Below are 17,275 nucleotides of genomic sequence, written 5' to 3'. Positions count from 1 at the left end.
GGCCGGAGCGCGCCGCCGGTCGGCCCCTCGCCGCAGGCGGCCGACCGGCGGGCGGAATGCCCGGCGGGTGCCGGGCCGGTCAGGCGGCGGGTGCCTCCCCAGGTGTCTCCGCCGCCGTCAGCGCGACCGTCGCCTCGGCCCGAACGCCGTTCACGGTCACCGCGAGCAGCACCTGCGCGCCGGCCCGCAGCGCGGTCAGCTGCCCGGTGGTCGGGTCGAAGCGGGCCACGTGCCAGGGCCGCACCCCACCGGCGTCTCCGACGTGGACGTTCGGCGAGGCGGACCAGTCGGCGCTGACCGGCGCCGCCACGGGGACGGCACGGCCGCCCGGCTGGGTCAGCGTCGCGGTCACCGTGGCCGGCGTCCCGACCGCCACGGCGGCCGGCGCGCTCACCGCGAGCCGGTCGGTGTGGGCGTGGAACTCCGCGGCGACCCAGCGCGGCCCCTCGACCAGCGGGTCCCGGCGGGCCCGGTCGGCCTCGGCCGGGGTCACCGGGTCCACGCCGAACTCGGTCCAGCCGGTGAAGCCGCCGAGCTGCGGCGGCGTCGACGGGTTCTTGCCCGAGTTGCCGTTGATCACGTACGGCACGCCGTCCACCCGGTCGGCGTGGAAGGTGCCGACGTGCCCGCCGACGAACAGGGCGCCCTTGCCGGTGCGGTGCTGGAAGTCGGCCAGCCACTGTTCCAGCAGCGCCGCCTCCTTGCGGTCGCCGAGCTGGCTGGCCTTGGCGGGGCTCGGGTCGCGGGGCGGGTGGTGGTGCAGCACCACCACCGAGCCGACCGCCGGGTCGGCGGCGGCCGAGTCCAGCGCCTCGCGCAGCATCCGGACCTGGTCGAAGCCGCCGCCGCGCAGCGACCCGGTGGCCGAGTTCAGCGTGACGAAGCGGGTGCCCGCGTGGTCGAAGACCCGCTGGGTGTCGCCGAAGACGGCGCGGAAGTTGTCGATCGGCGCGCCCATGATCTCGTGATTGCCCGGGACGTAGTACCAGGGCAGCTCCCCGCCCAACTCCTCGTCCAGCAGCCGCTTCGCCAGCGCGAAGTCCGCCGGGTACGCGGTGTCCACGAAGTCGCCGTTGATCACCAGGAAATCCGGCTTCGCCGCCTTGACCTCGCGCAGCGTACGGCGGGCCTGGGCGACCAGGTCGCTGTCCGGGTCGGCGGCGACGAACTGGGCGTCGGACATCACCGCGAAGCGCCAGGGCGCGCCGTCCACCGTGCCGTCGCGCAGCACCACCCGGTCGGTACGGGGCGGCTCGGCCGGCGCGTCGAGGGTGGGCGGCACCTTCGCCACCAGGTCGTCGATGACCACCTCGCTGGTGTACTGCGCCGCCGGGTTGGTCTCCGCCACGTAGAACCGGCGGACCCGCACCGGGTACTGCACGCCGGCCGGCACCCCGAACTCGACGTACTTCCAGCCCTTCCAGGTGACCAGCGGGCCGCGCAGCACGTGCTGGGTGTCCTGCGCGTCGTGCAGGTGCAGGCTGGGCCACTCGCCGGTGCCGTTGCCGTGGATCCACATGCCGAACGCCTGCGGCTGGCCGGGCACCGCGATCCAGGCCGGCGGGTCGGCGTAGGCGGCCCGGGTGCCGGTGGACTGGCTGAAGTCGTACGTCATCCGCAGGCCGGTGCCGGTGTGCCCCGGCGCCGGGGCGACGGCGCCGCTGGCGCGGGCCTGGCTGAACCTCCAGGAAGCCGCGTCGTCGAAGCCGGCCACCGGCACGTCGGTCAGCCCGACGGTCACCGGCAGCACCGTGGCCTGCCGGCCGACGTGGACGGTGACCAGGGCGGAACCGCTGTCGCCGAGGGCCTTGACCGACAGGTTGCCGTCGGCGGTGGGGGTGACCGCCAGCAGCGTGCGGTCGTACTCCAGCGTCAGGTCGGCCGGCTCGACCGGCGCGGTGTTGCCCTCGGCGTCGAAGCCGACCACGCCGAACAGTCCGCTGTCGCCGGCCCGGTTCAGGCCGACCCGGTCCACGGTGGAGTCGACCCGGGCCAGCGGGCCGAGCACGGTCAGGTCGAGCGTGCCCCGGGCGTCGCCGTGCCAGGCGGTGACGGTGCTGCGGCCGGGTGCGCCGGCGCGGAAGACCCCGTCGGCCACGGTGCCCTGCGCGGCCGGGTTCGCCCGCCACGTCGGCGCGCCCTCCGCTGGGCCGTACGTCTCGTCGTAGCCCGCGGCGGTGAGCCGGCGGGTCAGTCCGGGGAAGACCCGGTCGGGCCGGCCGCCGCGCACCGGCGCGACACCCGGCGCGGCGGTCGGGTCGCTCGCGGTCTCCAGCCAGTACCCGGTGAGCCGCCCGCTGCCCTCGGGGGCGTAGACCGCCAGCCCGTTGGGGACGGCGCGCTCGGTGCCGTCGGACGGGCTGTTCTCCACCTGCACGGCCGCCGCGCCGGGCTCCCGGGCGAGCAGCGTGGACGAGCCGCCCCCGTCCAGGTTGAGCGCGTGGTACGCGCCCAGCCCGGCCATCATCTCGCCCATCTCGGTCTGCGTGACGCCCCGGCTGTCCACCTGACGCCCGTCCACGGTGAGCAGGATCATCCGCCGCCCGTCGGCGGAGAAGCCGACGGCGGTGCGCGGGGCCAGAGTCGGGTCGGAGATGTTCTGCACGGCCCCGTCGCGGACCAGGACGTTGCCCCCGCCCACGGCGGCGCGCAGGTCGCCGCCCTCGGACGGCTTCGGCTTCCAGATCAGGTCGATCGGATCGCCCGGACGCAGGGCGGCCAGGGCGTCCGCGCCGGCGTCCCGGCCGAGCAGCACGGTGGTCCCGGCCGGAATCGGCCCCTCGCCGGCCACGGCGCCGATGGTGGCGACCCGGCCGTCCCGGACCGCGACCTCGGTGACCCGGGCCGCCCCCTCCACCGCCCGCCGCCGGGGGTACGACCCCCAGAGCGGGGTGAACAGGCCGACGCCGTTGGCCTGCACCATGTTGTTGAACTGGGTCAGGGTGACCGGGCCGGACGGCAGTGTCGCGGTGCCGTCGAAGTGCACCTGGACCACCCGGCCGAGGCCGTCGCCGGTGATCGCGGCCGCGTTGTGGTGGCCGGCGACCGGCGACTGGATCAGCTCGCCGTCGCGGATGCCGACGCCCTGCGCGGCCCCCGAGTTGTTGATGTCGAAGAAGTCGCCGTTGACCGCGGCGACAGCCCGGGACCGGTCGACCGCGCCGCGCAACGGCTCGGCCCGGGCCACCTCCCCGGAGTTGACGTAGTCGACTCTCACCCCGCCGCTCAGGTCGGCGGTGAGCGCGTCGGCGCGCAGCCAGCCGGCGGCGTCGTACCGGTCGAAGGAGGTGAGGTCGAGCCCCGGCGCGACCGGTCGGGTGGTCCGGGCGGTCTCCACCCCGTCGGCCGGCGCGAGGCCGGCCGGGGCGAGCGCCACCGCGGCGGCCGGGTACGACGAGGCGCGGGGCGCGTCCTCGGCGGCGGTGCCGGCGGCGGGTGGCGCGGCGGACGCCGGGACGGCCCCGGCGAGCGCGAGCAGCGGCGTCAACAGCAGGACGCCGGGAAGGCGGGCGGTTCGGCTGCGGGTACGCATGGACGACAGTCAACCCGGCCGTGCACAGAAGTTTCAATACCCGAGGACTGAATTGAAGGAAAATTCCAGACCTCCGTCGGCCCGGGAGACGACGAAGGGCACGGCCGGTGTGGCCGTGCCCTTCGCGGGTCTCACCCGGGTGAGGTCACTCCCCCGGCGTCGACTTGGCGATCTGCATCAGGAACTCGATGTTGGTGCGGGACTTCTTGAGCCGGTCCAGCAGGAGGTCCAGCGCCGCCTGGGAGTCCAGCGAGTGCAGCACCTTGCGGAGCTTGTGGATGATGGCCAGCTCCTCCGGCGAGAGCAGGATCTCCTCCTTGCGGGTGCTGGACGCACTGACGTCGACCGCCGGGAAGGTCCGCTTGTCGGCGATCTTCCGGTCCAGCTTCAGCTCCGCGTTACCGGTGCCCTTGAACTCCTCGAAGATGACCGTGTCCGCCATGGATCCGGTCTCCACCAGCGCGGTGGCGAGGATGGTCAGCGAGCCGCCGTTCTCGATGTTGCGGGCCGCGCCGAGGAAGCGCTTCGGCGGGTAGAGCGCGGTGGAGTCGATACCACCCGACATGATCCGGCCGCTGGCCGGCGCCGCCAGGTTGTACGACCGGCCGAGCCGGGTCACCGAGTCGAGCAGCACGACCACGTCGTGCCCCAGCTCGACCAGGCGCTTGGCCCGCTCGATCGCCAGCTCGGCCACCGTGGTGTGGTCCTGCGGCGGACGGTCGAACGTGGCCGCGATGACCTCGCCCTTGACCGTGCGCTGCATGTCGGTGACCTCTTCGGGCCGCTCGTCCACCAGCACCACCATCAGGTGGCACTCCGGGTTGTTGTGCGTGATCGCGTTCGCGATCGCCTGCAGCACCATGGTCTTACCGGCCTTCGGCGGCGACACGATCAGCGCCCGCTGCCCCTTGCCGATCGGCATGACCAGGTCGATCACCCGGGTGGTGAGGATGTGCGGCTCGGTCTCCAGCCGCAACCGCTCCTGCGGATACAGCGGAGTGAGCTTGTAGAACTCGGGACGACGCTTGGCCTCGTCCAGCTCCATGCCGTTGATGGTGTCCAGCCGCACCAGCGGGTTGTACTTGTCCCGCCGCTGCTCGCCGTCCCGCGCGGAAGCCCGCACCGCACCGGTGATCGCGTCACCGCGGCGCAGCCCGTACTTCTTGATCTGGGACATCGAGACGTAGACGTCGTTCGGGCCGGCCAGGTAGCCGGTGGTCCGGACGAAGGCGTAGTTGTCGAGGATGTCGACGATGCCGGCCACCGGGACGAGCACGTCGTCCTCGCTGACCTGCGGCTCGCGACCGCCCTCGCGGCCGCCCTCGCGGCCGCCCTCGCGGCCGCCCTCGCGGCCGCCCTCGCCGCCCTCGGCCCGCTCGCCGCGGCCACGCCGACGGTCGCGGAACCGGCTGCGCCGGCCACGCCGGCCGCCGCCCTCGCCGTCCTCGTCGGTGTCGTTGTCGCGCTGGGCCCGGTCGCCACCGCGGTCGTTGCGGTCGCCCCGGTCACGCTCGGCCCGCTCACCGCGGTCGGTGCGCTCGCCGCGCTCGGCCCGGTCGGCCCGCTCACCGCGCTCGGCCCGCTCGCCGCGCTCGGCACGCTCGCCGCGCTCAGCCCGGTCGCCGCGCTCGGCACGCTCGCCGCGCTCGGCCCGGTCACCGCGCTCGGTGCGCTCGGCCCGGCCACGGCCCTCGCCGCGCTCGGCGCGCTCGCCGGTCTCGGCGGGAGCAGCCTCCTCGGTCCGCGCCTCGACGGCACGGCCCTCGGCGGGACGGCCCTCGACGGGACGGCCCTCGACGGGACGGCCCTCGGCGGGACGGCCCTCGGCGGCGGCCCGGCTGCGCCGGGTCCGGGTACGGCCCTCGGCCTCGCCGGCGGCGGCCGGTGCGGCGGCAGCCTGCTCGGCAGCCCGCTCACCGGTCTCGCGAACCTCGGCGTGCACCTCTTCACGGGCGGGGGCGGCCGCGGCCGCGACCTCGGCCCGCGGTCGAGGGGTGCCGGCGGCGCCGCCCTGCTGCCGCTCGGTGATCGCGCTGATCAGCTCGCCCTTGCGCATGCGCGCCGTCCCGGAGATGCCGAGCGACGCGGCCAGGCTCTGCAGCTCTGGCAGCAGCATCGCCGACAGACCGGTGCCGCTGCGTCGACGACGGGCGGGAGCAGCGGTGGTGGCATCGCCAGCGACGTTGGAAACATCCGACGTCACGTCGGTGGTGTCGCTCAATGGATTCCTTCCCTCGATAGGCCGGGACTGCCCGGAGTCGACAAGCTCAGGTGGCCGGGCGGCCTCGGTGCACCCGCCTCGCATGGACACGTCGCGGGAGTCTGTGGCACAGCAGCTGGTCGGTTTCCCGACTCACCAGCATCGGTGAGCAGGTCTCGCCGTCTGCGGCGACCTGTGGAAACTGCGGTGCGGCGTGGGCCTTGGCAGGGGTGACGGGCTTACCGCCGAGAGCTTCGGGGGTGCGCCGACCCGCAGGGAGATCGCATGCTTCGCGGCTGTGCTAAGTCTAGAGCGTAATCAACTCTTCCGACCTGCGGCAACAGGGTCCCGCTCGGCGTGTCCCAGTCTACCCCGCGCGACCGTTGCGCCGCGCACCTCTACCGACAACCGCCAGACCTGCCAGTCTGTTCCCGCCTGGAAGCCGCTCGGCGGCTCGCCCAGCGCCAGCACCGTCGGCCCCGCCCCACTGACCACAGCCGCCACATCCGCCGCACGTAACGCGCTGACCAGGGCCGCCGTCCCCGGCATCCCGGGCGCCCGGTAGTCCTGGTGCAGCCGGTCGACGGTCGCCGGCAGCAGCAACGCCGGCTCGGCGGTCAGGGCGTGTACCAGCAGCGCCGCCCGGCCGGCGTTCTGCGCGGCGTCGGCGTGCGGGACGGTCACCGGCAGCGCCGCCCGGGCGGTCGCGGTCAGCCCGCGCTCGGCCGGGACGAAGACGGTGGGCCGGATCCCCGCGGCGACGGGGAGCGACACCGCCCGCGCGCCGCCGGGCTCCGTCCAGGCCACGGTGAACCCGCCCAGCAGGCAGGGGGCCACGTTGTCCGGATGGCCCTCGATCTCGGCGGTCAGCCGGAGCACCCCGTCGTCGTCGAGTCGCGCCGGCCCGTCGGTGACCAGCGCGCGGGCCAGCAGCACCCCGGCCACGATCGCCGCCGAGGAGGAGCCCAGGCCACGGGCCTGCGGGATCCGGTTGACGCACTCCAGCGCCAGCCCCGGCGGCTGACCGCCGAGCAGGTCGAAGGTGACGCGCATGGCGCGGGCCACCAGGTGCCGGTCGTCCGCCGGCAGCTCACCGGCGCCCTCGCCGGTGACCGACACCCGTACGCCGCCCGAGGTCACCTCGGCCGCCACGTCGTCGTGCAGCCCGAGGGCGAGGCCCAGCGCGTCGAAGCCCGGGCCCAGGTTGGCGCTGGTGGCGGGGACCCGGACGCGAACCGGCCCGGAGGCGAAAGTCAACGGCACCGGCTCATGCTAGGGCCCGGGACCGACGTGGCGGGGTTCCGCCCGGACCGTGGGAATTGATCATTTCCGCTAGCCTGGCCCGACCCACGGCCAGACGGAGGCGGCATGGAACTCTTCGGTTACTCGCTCCTGCAGATCGGCGGGCAGCTGCCCACCCTGGCCGTGCTGGTGACCGGCCTGGTGCTGGCCGTGGCGCGCCGCGGCCGGCTGCCCCACCGGGCCCGGGCGCTGCTGATGTCGGGCATCGCGGTGCTGCTGGTGGTCAGCCTGCTCGGTCTGGCCTGGACCATCGCCTGGCCGCACCTGCTCGACTTCCGCTCGATCGACGGTGGCGACGAGTTCCGACGGTTCAGACTGCTCAGCACCGCGGTTAGCGTGCTGGCGTGGATCGGGTACCCGGTCGGCACCGGCCTGCTCGTCGCCGCGGTGCTCGCCGGCCGGCCGGTCGCCGCGCCCGCCGTCGACTGGGCGGGCTGGACGCCGCCGGCCGGGGACGACGCGGGGCACGCCGACCCCGGCCCGCCGCCACCGGCCCCCGCCGCCACCCAGTGGGGCGGTACCGACCTTCCCGCGCCCCCGCCCGCGCCCGACCGCACCTGATCCGCCGGGGACGCCGGCCGGCACGGGGCGGTCGACGGCCCTCGGAGGGCGGGCCGGTGGCCGTCAGGGGGCGGACGCGGGCGCCGCCTCCGTGGCCGGGTCGGACAGCGGGAGGCGACGGGTGGCGATCCGCCAGCCCACCGCGTAGACCAGCGTCACCAGGCCGCAGCCGGCGAGCACCACCCGCTCGTCGACCACGTCCACCACCGAGGCCACCACCAGCTGGCTGACCGAGATGGCCAGCGTCGCCAGCATCATGTCGGTGGCGAAGACCCGGCCGCGCAGCCGGTCCGGCACCTCGCCCTGCAGGGCGAAGTTCGACAGCACCCAGTTGCTGCCGCCGCCGAAGTGGGCGACGAAGACCAGGACCAGCACCAGCGGGAACCAGCCGACCACCGAGGTGCCCAGGTAGGCCAGGCCGTAGAGGGACATCGACGCGGCCAGGCCGGGCAGCAGCCAGGCCCGGTTGGTGAGCACCCGGCGCATCAGGATCGGCCCGACCAGCGCGCCCGCGCCCCGGAACGCGAAGAGCAGGCCGGCGCCGACCGGGCCGACGGCGTACACGCCGGCGAGCAGCGGAAAGACGGTCAGCACGCCGTTGCCCAGCCCGACCGCCGACTTGACCGTGACCAGCGCCAGCACCCGCGGCCGGTGCCCGATGTAGCCCAGCGCCTCGCGGATCGCCGCCCAGGTGCGCGGCGTCGGCAGGTCGGCGTCCCGGGGGGCCTGCAGGGGCCGGCGGATCAGCGCGGCCAGGCCCGCGGCCAGCGCCAGGCCGACCGCCGCCACCCAGAAGCAGGCGTACGGCCCGGCCGCCGCGCTCAGCACGCCGCCGAGCGAGGCGCCGACCACGGTCATCGTGCCCCAGGCGGAGCCGGCGACCGCGTTGCCGGCGGCCAGCTCGTCCGGGTCGAGCACGTTGGGCAGGGCGGCCTGCGCGGCCGGCGAGTAGAACGCCTTCGCCACCGCCACCGCGGCGATCGCCAGCATGGCCAGCCAGGCGGTGCCGGCGCTGCGCACGCCGAGCAGGAGCAGCACCCCGAGCAGGGCGGCGACGTTCGCCACCATCATGATCTTCTTGCGGTCGAACCGGTCGGCGATGGTCCCCGTGTACGGCAGCAGCAGCGCGACCACCCCGGTGTCCAGGGCGAGCACCAGCGCGCCCCAGACGCCGCTGCCGGTCAGCTTCGGCAGAAGCACCAGCAGCGGCACCATGACGAACCAGTCGGCGCCGAAGACCACCAGCTCGGCCAGGAAGAGGTTGCGGAAGTTCCGGTTGCGGGTGAGGACCGAGAAGGTGGGCGACACGTGCCCGAACCTTACCCGGCCACTCACACCGCAGTCGCGCGTCGCAACAGCTGGGAGACGGTGACGAAGCTGTAGCCGCGGTCACGCAGCCCGTCGATCATCGCGGGGAGGCCGCGCAGCGCCACCTGGCGGCGCTCGGCCCCCACGTCGTGGGCGAGCAGGATGGTGCCCGGCACGACGTCGGCCACGATGCGCCGCGCGTGCCCCGCCGGGTCGTTCGGGAATTCGCCCTCGACCATCTGCAGCGACCAGAGCACCAGGCGGTAGTCGAGGCGTACGGCGGCGTGCAGGACCGCGCCGCCGAGGTGCCCGTACGGGGGGCGGGCCACCCGGGGCGGGCGGCCGGTGACGTCGGTGATGGCGTCGTGGGAGCGGCGCAGGTCGTCGTGGACCTCGGCGGCGTCCAGCCGGGCCAGGTCCCGGTGTCGCCAGCTGTGGTTGCCCACCTCGTGCCGGCCCAGCCGGTCCCGGATCAGGCCGGCGTGCCGGCGGACCCGCTGGCCGACCAGGAAGAAGGTGGCCGGCACGTCGTGCTCGTCGAGGGTGTCCAGCACCATCGGCGTCCACTGTGGCAGCGGGCCGTCGTCGAAGGTCAGCGCCACCGTCCGGCCCTCGGTCGGGACATGCCAGACCACCTCCAGCGCGCCGCCGCCGACCTGCTGCCGACGGTTGCCCATGGTGGCGCTGGCCGGCCCGCCGGCGAGCGGGAGCCGCCGGTCGGCGAGGTACGCGGTCTCGGACATCCCGACCGCGCCGACCGCGGTGCCACCGGCCAGCAGCACGCCGCCGCGCAGCACCGTCCGCCGTCCCCACCGCACACCGTCCCCGCCCGCCATGCCGCGCCCCCGCCCGTGTGGTCATCCGAAGTGGATGATCGACAACCGACGGTAGGGGGCCGCCGCAACGCCGACGCAGGACGAAGGTCACGGCGGGCTGTCGGAGGTTCGACAGCACAGCGCCCCCGGCCGGTGGTACGGGGCCGGGGTCGCTGCGCGTGGTCGGACTACTCCTCGGTCGGCGGCAGCGGCGAGCGCCGGCTCTTCGGCAGCCGCAGCACCTCGAACTGGTCCGTGCCGTCCAGCAGCGCGGCCGAGGGTGCCGGCCGGGCCGGCGACTCGGCGGCGGGCGTACCGGTGGCGACGACCGTGGCCGGGACCAGCGCGTCGGCCTGGTCCCCGGCGGCGGCCGGCGCGGCCGGCTCGACCGGGGCCGGGCCACCGGAGCGGCGGGCGCGGCGGGCCCGCAGCGACTCCTTGGTGCGCTCCACCATGGTGTAGAGCGTCGGCACCAGCACCAGGGTCAGCAGCGTCGAGCTGAGCAGACCGCCGATCACCACCACGGCCAGCGGCTGGGAGATGAAGCCGCCCTCGCCGGTCAGCCCGAGGGCCATCGGCAGCAGCGCGAAGATGGTGGCGACCGCGGTCATCAGGATCGGACGCAGCCGCCGCCGGCCGCCCTCGACCACCGCCTCGGTCACGCCCATCCCCTGCGCCCGGTACTGGTTGACCAGGTCCAGCAGCACGATCGCGTTGGTCACCACGATGCCGACCAGCATCAGCACGCCGATCAGCGCCGGCACGCCCAGCGGGGTGCCGGTGACCAGCAGCAGGCCGATCGCGCCGGTCGCGGCGAACGGGATCGAGATCAGCAGGATCAGCGCCTGGGTGATGCTGCGGAAGGTCGCCACCATGATCAGGAAGACGATCGCGATCGCGGCCAGCACCGCCAGGAGCAGGTCGCCGAAGGCGTCCTCCTGCTCGGCGCTCGCGCCACCGACCGTCACCGTCGCGCCGGGCACGTCGATGTCGGCGATCCGCTTGCGCAGCTCCTGGGTGATCGCCCCCAGGTTGGAACCGGTGGCGGTGCCGGTGACGGTCACGCTGCGCTCGCCGTCGATCCGGGTGACCTGCTGCGGTCCCTCGCCCTGCGTGACGTCCGCGATGTCGTCCAGCTTGACCGGGCCGACCGGCAGGGCGCGCAGCTGCGCCACGGTCGTCGGCGGGGTGGCCGAGGTCCGCAGCACCACGTCCTGCTGACCGCCGTCCAGGGTCACCCGCCCCAGCGGGGCACCCCGGTACGCCTGCGACACCAGCTGCCCGACCGCCGCCTCGCTCAGCCCCACCCGGGCCGCGCCGAGCCGGTCGACGGTGACGTCGACCCGGGGCACCCGCGTCGCCAGGCTGGTCGAGACGTCCTCGACGTCCGGCGTACCGGCCATCGCCGCGCGAGCCTCCTCGGCGGCCCTGGCCAGCGTCTCCTGGTCGGCGGCCTGGACGACCAGCTCCAGCTGGTCACCCTGGCCCTGACCGAAGGTGAGCTCGCCAACCTCGGCGCCGAGGGCGTCGAACTTCTCCCGCAGGATCTCCTTCATCTCCTTGGCGTCGGTCTCGCCGTCGAGGGCCACCGACCAACGGGCGGTGTTGTTGCCCCCGCCGCCCAGCCACGGCTGGTCGCTGCCTCCCGCGGTGACCTGGTACGTCTCGACGCCGTCGGTCCGGCCGAGCACCTCCTCGACCCGGCGGGCCGCCTGGTCGGTGGCGGCCAGCCCGGCGCCCGCCGGCAGCTCCTGGGTGATGTTCAGGGTGTCCTGGCCGGAGTCGTCCAGGAAGTTGGTCTCCAGCTTCTGGGCGAGGCCGAACGTGCCGAGCAGCACCAGCAGCCCCACCGCGACGGTGATCCAGCGGGTCCCGCGGGTGCGGGTGGCGAACCCGATCGTCGGCAGGTACGCCCGCTGCAACGGGCTGCGCAACTCCTTCTCCTCGGCGGCCCGGCGCACCTCGGCGTCGTCCGCCCCGGCCCGGCGCGGCGTGAGGAACCAGTACGCCAGCACCGGGATCACGGTCAGCGAGACCAGCAGCGAGGCGAGCAGGGCCACCGTCACGGTGATCGCGAACGGCGCGAAGAGCTGCCCGACGAAGCCGCCCACCAGCGCGATCGGGGCGAACACCGCGACCGTGGTGAGGGTCGACGCGGTCACCGCGCCGGCCACCTCGCGGACCGCGGTGACGATCGCCTCGCGCTTGGGTTCGCCGTACTCCAGGTGACGTTTGATGTTCTCCAGCACCACGATCGAGTCGTCGACCACCCGGCCGACGGCGATGGTGAGCGCGCCGAGGGTGAGCAGGTTGAGCGAGTAGTCGCCGACCCAGAGCGCGAGCAGCGCCACCACCACCGACAGCGGGATGGAGACCGCGGTGACCAGGGTGGAACGCACCGACAGCAGGAAGACCAGGATCACCACCACGGCCATCAGCAGACCGAGCAGGCCCTCGGTGGTCAGGCTCTCGATGGACTTCTCGACGAACGGCGCCTGGTCGAAGACGACGGTCAGCTCGGCGCCGGAGGCGGAGCGCAGGGCGTCGAGCCGGTCCCGGATCTCGTGCGAGATGCGCACGGCGTTGCCGTCCGGCGCGGCGGTCACCTGGACGCCGAGGCTCTCGATGCCGTTGGTGCGAGTGATCGCGGTGGCCGGGGCGAGCTGCTGCTGCACGGCCGCGACGTCACCGAGGCGGACCGGCGGCGCCTTGGGCACGCCCGGGGTGAGCACGATGCCGCGCAGGTCGTCCAGGGTGGTGATCGGCGCGCCCACCTGCACCGGGAGCGCCCGGGTGCCGTCGGTGACCGCGCCGGCCGGCACGGAGATGCCGTTGGTCTTCAGCGCCGTCCCGATGGCGGTCGGGGCCAGCTTCGCGGCGGCGAACTTCGCCGGGTCCGGCGTGATCGTCACGACCTGGTCGCGGGTGCCGGTCACCTCGACGGTACGGACGCCGTCGATCCCCTCCAGCTCTCCTACGACGGTGCTGCGCAGCTTCTCCGCCAGCGCCCGCTCGTCGCCGCCCCCGCTGGCGGCGAGCACCACCGCGGGCAGGTCGTCGGTGCTGCCGGTGAGGACCTGCGGGTCCACCTCCGCGGGGAGCTGCGCGTCGATCCGGCCCAGCGCGGTCTGCATCTTGTTGGCCGCGTCGTCGACGTCGGTGCCGAACTCGAACTGCACCGAGACGGTCGCCGAACCCTCCCGCGAGGTGGAGGTGACCTTCTCCAGCCCGGGCAGGCCCTGGAGGCTGTTCTCGATCGGCTCGGTGACCTGCGCCTCGACGATCTCCGGCCCGGCGCCGGGGTAGACCGCGACGACAAACGCGCCGGGGAACTCCAGCGACGGCAGCAGCTGCTGCTTGAGCGAGGGGACGGCGAACGCCCCGAACGCCGCGGTCACCACCGCGATCAGGGCGACCAGTCCCCGGTTGGCGAGGCTGGATCTGGCGAGCAGCGACATCAGCGAACTCACTCCTGCAGGAGGTCGAGGGGTGACCAGAGTGTGCCCGACTCACTTTCCCCCACCCCCACCGGCCCACCGCCGCCCGACCTCCCCCGCACCACCCTCGATCATGAAGTGGTTGCCACCGGAAAGCGCTCACCAGGGCGACAACTTCATGATCGACACGCGGCCCGGCCGGGGGCCCGGGCGGCCCGGGCGGTCCGGGGAACCCGGGCGGGGGGCTGGGGGGTTAGGCGAGGTCTAGGGAGCGGGCGGCGGCCAGGGGGTCGTTGGCGATGGTGAGGGGGGCGGGGGCGGTGGAGATGGCCCACTCCGGGTCCTTGAGGCCGTGGCCGGTGACCGTGCAGACGACCGTGGAACCGGGGGGGACCCGGCCCGCGGCGGCCTGCTGGAGCAGGCCGGCCACGCTGGCCGCGCTGCCCAGCTCGACGAAGACGCCCACCTCCCGGGCGAGCAGCCGGTACGCCGACAGGATCTCCCGGTCGGTGACCGCCGCGATCAGGCCCCGCGAGGCATCCCGGGCGTCGACCGCCTTCGTCCAGCTCGCCGGGTTGCCGATCCGGATGGCGGTGGCGATCGTGGACGGCTCGTGCACCACCTGGCCGGTCACGATCGGCGCGGCGCCGGCGGCCTGGAAGCCGTACATCTTCGGGGTGCGGGTGGCGTTGCCGGCGGCCAGGTCCTCGCCGTAGCCCATCCAGTACGCGGAGATGTTGCCGGCGTTGCCGACCGGCAGGCAGTGGATGTCGGGAGCGTCGCCGAGCGCCTCGACGATCTCGAAGGCGGCGGTCTTCTGGCCGTGCAGCCGGTCCGGGTTGACCGAGTTGACCAGCGCCACCGGGAAGTCCTGGGCGAGCTTCGCGGCCATCGCCAGGCAGTCGTCGAAGTTGCCCTGGACCTGGAGCAGCTTCGCGCCGTGCACCAGCGCCTGGGCGAGCTTGCCCAGCGCGATCTTGCCCTGCGGCACCAGCACCGCGCAGGTGATCCCGGCGCGGGCCGCGTACGCCGCGGCGGAGGCGCTGGTGTTGCCGGTGGAGGCGCAGATGATCGCCTTGTCGCCCGCCTCGACCGCCTTGGACACCGCGACGGTCATGCCGCGGTCCTTGAACGAGCCGGTCGGGTTGGCCCCCTCGACCTTCAGGTGCACGTCACAGCCGAGCCGGGCGGAGAGCACCGGCGCGGGCAGCAGCGGGGTGTTCCCCTCGTGCAGGGTGACGACGGGGGTGGCGTCGGTGACCGGCAGCCGGTCCCGGTACGTCTCGATCAGACCGCGCCACATGTCCCTCTCCTCGCCTCGCCCCGTCCCGTTCGGGGGTGTCTCAAGCCTGGACCAGCCGACCGGGGCGGCGACCGGCACACCCGCCGCCACCCACCAGACGGGACGCCCTACTGCCCGCCCTCCACCCGCAGCACGCTGGTCACCGATCCGACGATGTCCAGCCCGCGCAGCTCGCGTACGGTCGCGGCGAGCGCCGCGTCCGGCGCGACGTGGGTGACGATGACCAGCTCGGCGTCGGAGCCCCGACCGGCCGGCCCGCCGCCCGCCGGGCCCTGCCGCACGGTGGCGATGGAGACCTCGTGCCGGGCGAAAACCCCCGCCACCGCCTCCAGCACACCCGGCCGGTCGGCCACGTCGAGGCTGATGTGGTAGCGGGTCAGCGCCTCCCCCATCGGCCGCACCGCCAGGTCGGCGTACGCGGACTCGCTGGCCGCCCGCGCCCCGGCGAGCCGGTTGCGGGCCACCGCCACCACGTCGCCGAGGACGGCGCTGGCGGTCGGCGCGCCACCGGCGCCCCGGCCGTAGAACATCAGCTGCCCGGCCGCCTCGGCCTCGACGAAGACCGCGTTGAACGCGTCGCCGACGCTGGCCAGCGGGTGGGTCAGCGGGATCATCGCCGGGTGCACCCGCACGCTGACCGTCTCCCGGCCCGCGGCGTCGGCGCCCCGGGCCGCGATGCAGAGCAGCTTGATCGTGCAGCCCATCGCCCGGGCGCTGGCCACGTCCGCGGCGGTCACCTCGGTGATCCCCTCGCGGTGCACGTCGGCGGCGGTGACCCGGGTGTGGAACGCCAGCGAGGCGAGGATGGCGGCCTTGGCGGCGGCGTCGAAGCCCTCCACGTCGGCGGTCGGGTCCGCCTCGGCGTACCCGAGCTCGGTGGCCTCCTCCAGCGCCTCGGCGAAGCCGGCGCCGGTGGCGTCCATCGCGGAGAGGATGAAGTTGGTGGTGCCGTTGACGATGCCGGTGACCCGGTTGATCCGGTCCCCGTGCAGCGAGTCGCGCAGCGGGCGCAGCAGCGGGATCGCCCCGGCCACCGAGGCCTCGTAGTAGAGGTCGGCGCCGCCCTCGGCGGCCGCGTCGTGCAGGGCCGCGCCGTCCTCGGCGAGCAGCGCCTTGTTGGCGGTGACCACGCTCTTGCCGGCCCGCAGCGCCTCGACCAGCCAGCCGCGCGCCGGCTCGATGCCGCCGACCACCTCGACCACCACGTCCACGTCGTCGCGCTTGATCAGCCCGAGCGGGTCGGTGGTGAACAGCGCCGGGTCGACCGGCAGGTCACCGCGGTCGCGCCCGACCCGGCGTACGGCGATGCCGGCGATCTCCAGCGGGGCGCCGATCCGGGCGGCGAGGTCGGCCGACTGCTCGTGCAGCAACCGGACCACCTCGCTGCCAACCGTCCCGCAGCCGAGCAGCGCCAAACGCACAGGTGACGTCATCCCACATCCAAAGCGAGCAGGTCCTCTTCGGTTTCCCGTCGGACGATCAGCCGGGCCCGGCCGTCGCGCACCGCGACCACCGGGGGGCGGGGCACGTGGTTGTAGTTGCTGGCCATGCTGCGGCAGTACGCGCCCGTGCCGGGCACCGCGACAAGATCTCCGGGCTGCACGTCGGCGGGCAGGAATTCATCCTTCACCACGATGTCCCCGGACTCACAATGCTTTCCCACCACGCGGGCGAGCATCGGCTCGGCCACCGACGCCCGGTTCGCCATGGTGGCCGAGTACGAGGCGTCGTAGAGCGCGGTGCGGATGTTGTCGCTCATCCCGCCGTCGACGCTGACGTAGGTGCGGATCCCGTCGACGTCCTTGACCGTGCCGACCTCGTACAGGGTGAAGACGGCCGGGCCGACGATCGCCCGGCCGGGCTCGATCGACAGGTGCGGCACGGCCAGCCGCTCGGCCGCGCACTCGCCGTCGACGATCTTGCGCAGCCGCTTGGCCAGTTCCTGCGGCGAGGCCGGGTCGTCCTGGGTGGTGTACGCGATGCCGAAGCCGCCGCCGAGGTCCAGCTCGGGCAGCTCCACCCCGCGGGCGTCGCGGATCTGCGCCTGCAGGGCGAGCACCCGGCGGGCCGAGACCTCGAAGCCGCTGGCGTCGAAGATCTGCGACCCGATGTGCGAGTGCAGGCCGCGCAGGTCGAGCACGCCCTCGTCGAGCACCTTGAAGGCGGCCGCCGCGGCCGCCCCGCCGGCGAGCGAGAAGCCGAACTTCTGGTCCTCGTGCGCGGTGGCGATGAACTCGTGGGTGTGCGCCTCGACGCCGACGGTGACCCGGATCAGCACGCCGGGGCGTACCTCGCGCTCGCGGGCGAGCGCGGTGAGCCGGTCGATCTCGGTGAACGAGTCGAGGATGATCCGGCCCACCCCGGCGTCCAGCGCCCGGGTCAGCTCGGCCACCGACTTGTTGTTGCCGTGGAAGCCCATCCGCTCCGGCGGCATCCCCGCCGACAGCGCGGTGGCCAGCTCGCCGCCGGTGCAGACGTCGAGGTGCAGACCCTCCTCGGCGATCATGCGGACCACGGCGCGGCAGAGGAACGCCTTACCCGCGTAGTAGACGTCCACGTCCGGGAAGGCGGCACGGAAGTCGCGGCAGCGCGAGCGCAGATCGTCCTCGTCGAGGACGTACAGCGGGGTGCCGTACTCGGCCGCGATGTCCCGGACGCCCAGGCCGGCGACGGCGAGCGCGCCGTCGTCGGTGCGCGTCACGTTGCGCGGCCACAGCTGCGGCACCAGGGCGTTGACGTCGGTCGGGGTACGCAGCCACGCCGGCTGGCTGCCGATGTCGCCGTGCAGGGCACCGGCCTCATGCGCGCGCACGAATC

10 protein-coding genes are annotated in these 17,275 nt (G+C 74.4%); 1 reads left to right on the top strand and 9 read right to left on the bottom strand.

Annotation, left to right across the window (positions count from 1 at the left end; translation table 11 throughout):
• Positions 1 to 79 precede the first annotated feature (79 nt).
• From GA0074696_RS08365 to thrB, 3 genes are all read right to left on the bottom strand, one after another.
• Entirely contained in the window at positions 80 to 3,532 is a 3,453-nt protein-coding gene (locus GA0074696_RS08365) for a phosphodiester glycosidase family protein (protein ID WP_088960555.1), read from the bottom strand.
• A gap of 145 nt (positions 3,533 to 3,677) precedes the next feature.
• A complete protein-coding gene (rho, locus tag GA0074696_RS08360) occupies positions 3,678 to 5,753 on the bottom strand; it encodes a transcription termination factor Rho (protein WP_088960554.1) in 2,076 nt (691 codons plus the stop codon).
• Positions 5,754 to 6,050: 297 nt separating this feature from the next.
• Positions 6,051 to 6,995, bottom strand: a complete 945-nt coding sequence (gene thrB, locus GA0074696_RS08355; protein ID WP_088960553.1) for a homoserine kinase — start codon at positions 6,993 to 6,995, stop codon at positions 6,051 to 6,053.
• Between the two features lie 105 nt (positions 6,996 to 7,100).
• Between thrB and GA0074696_RS08350 the strand changes: the two genes are divergently transcribed.
• Positions 7,101 to 7,595, top strand: a complete 495-nt coding sequence (locus GA0074696_RS08350; RefSeq protein WP_088960552.1) for a hypothetical protein — start codon at positions 7,101 to 7,103, stop codon at positions 7,593 to 7,595.
• 63 nt (positions 7,596 to 7,658) lie between these two features.
• Here the strand turns inward: GA0074696_RS08350 and GA0074696_RS08345 are convergent, their stop codons facing one another.
• The 6 genes from GA0074696_RS08345 to lysA all read right to left on the bottom strand — a co-directional run bounded on the left by GA0074696_RS08345 (position 7,659) and on the right by lysA (position 17,270).
• Positions 7,659 to 8,903 carry an MFS transporter gene (locus GA0074696_RS08345; protein ID WP_088960551.1) on the bottom strand — a complete coding sequence of 415 codons (1,245 nt, stop codon included), beginning with the start codon at positions 8,901 to 8,903 and terminating at the stop codon, positions 7,659 to 7,661.
• A 23-nt stretch (positions 8,904 to 8,926) separates the two neighbouring features.
• The gene (locus GA0074696_RS08340; RefSeq protein WP_088960550.1) at positions 8,927 to 9,739 is read right to left on the bottom strand and encodes a polysaccharide deacetylase family protein; all 813 of its coding nucleotides are present in this window, start codon (positions 9,737 to 9,739) and stop codon (positions 8,927 to 8,929) included.
• Between the two features lie 167 nt (positions 9,740 to 9,906).
• Positions 9,907 to 13,176 carry an efflux RND transporter permease subunit gene (locus GA0074696_RS08335; protein ID WP_088960549.1) on the bottom strand — a complete coding sequence of 1,090 codons (3,270 nt, stop codon included), beginning with the start codon at positions 13,174 to 13,176 and terminating at the stop codon, positions 9,907 to 9,909.
• A 232-nt stretch (positions 13,177 to 13,408) separates the two neighbouring features.
• Positions 13,409 to 14,458 carry a threonine synthase gene (gene thrC / locus GA0074696_RS08330; protein WP_088960548.1) on the bottom strand — a complete coding sequence of 350 codons (1,050 nt, stop codon included), beginning with the start codon at positions 14,456 to 14,458 and terminating at the stop codon, positions 13,409 to 13,411.
• A 107-nt stretch (positions 14,459 to 14,565) separates the two neighbouring features.
• Complete coding sequence (locus GA0074696_RS08325; protein WP_172894566.1) at positions 14,566 to 15,879, bottom strand: homoserine dehydrogenase; 1,314 nt, start codon at positions 15,877 to 15,879, stop codon at positions 14,566 to 14,568.
• An 8-nt stretch (positions 15,880 to 15,887) separates the two neighbouring features.
• Positions 15,888 to 17,270, bottom strand: a complete 1,383-nt coding sequence (lysA, locus tag GA0074696_RS08320) for a diaminopimelate decarboxylase (RefSeq protein WP_088960546.1) — start codon at positions 17,268 to 17,270, stop codon at positions 15,888 to 15,890.
• Between the last annotated feature and the right edge of the window lie 5 nt (positions 17,271 to 17,275).

It is taken from the genome of Micromonospora purpureochromogenes, from assembly GCF_900091515.1.
GTDB classification, from domain to species: Bacteria; Actinomycetota; Actinomycetes; order Mycobacteriales; family Micromonosporaceae; genus Micromonospora; species Micromonospora purpureochromogenes.
This window is presented reverse-complemented; position numbering and strand designations above follow the sequence as displayed.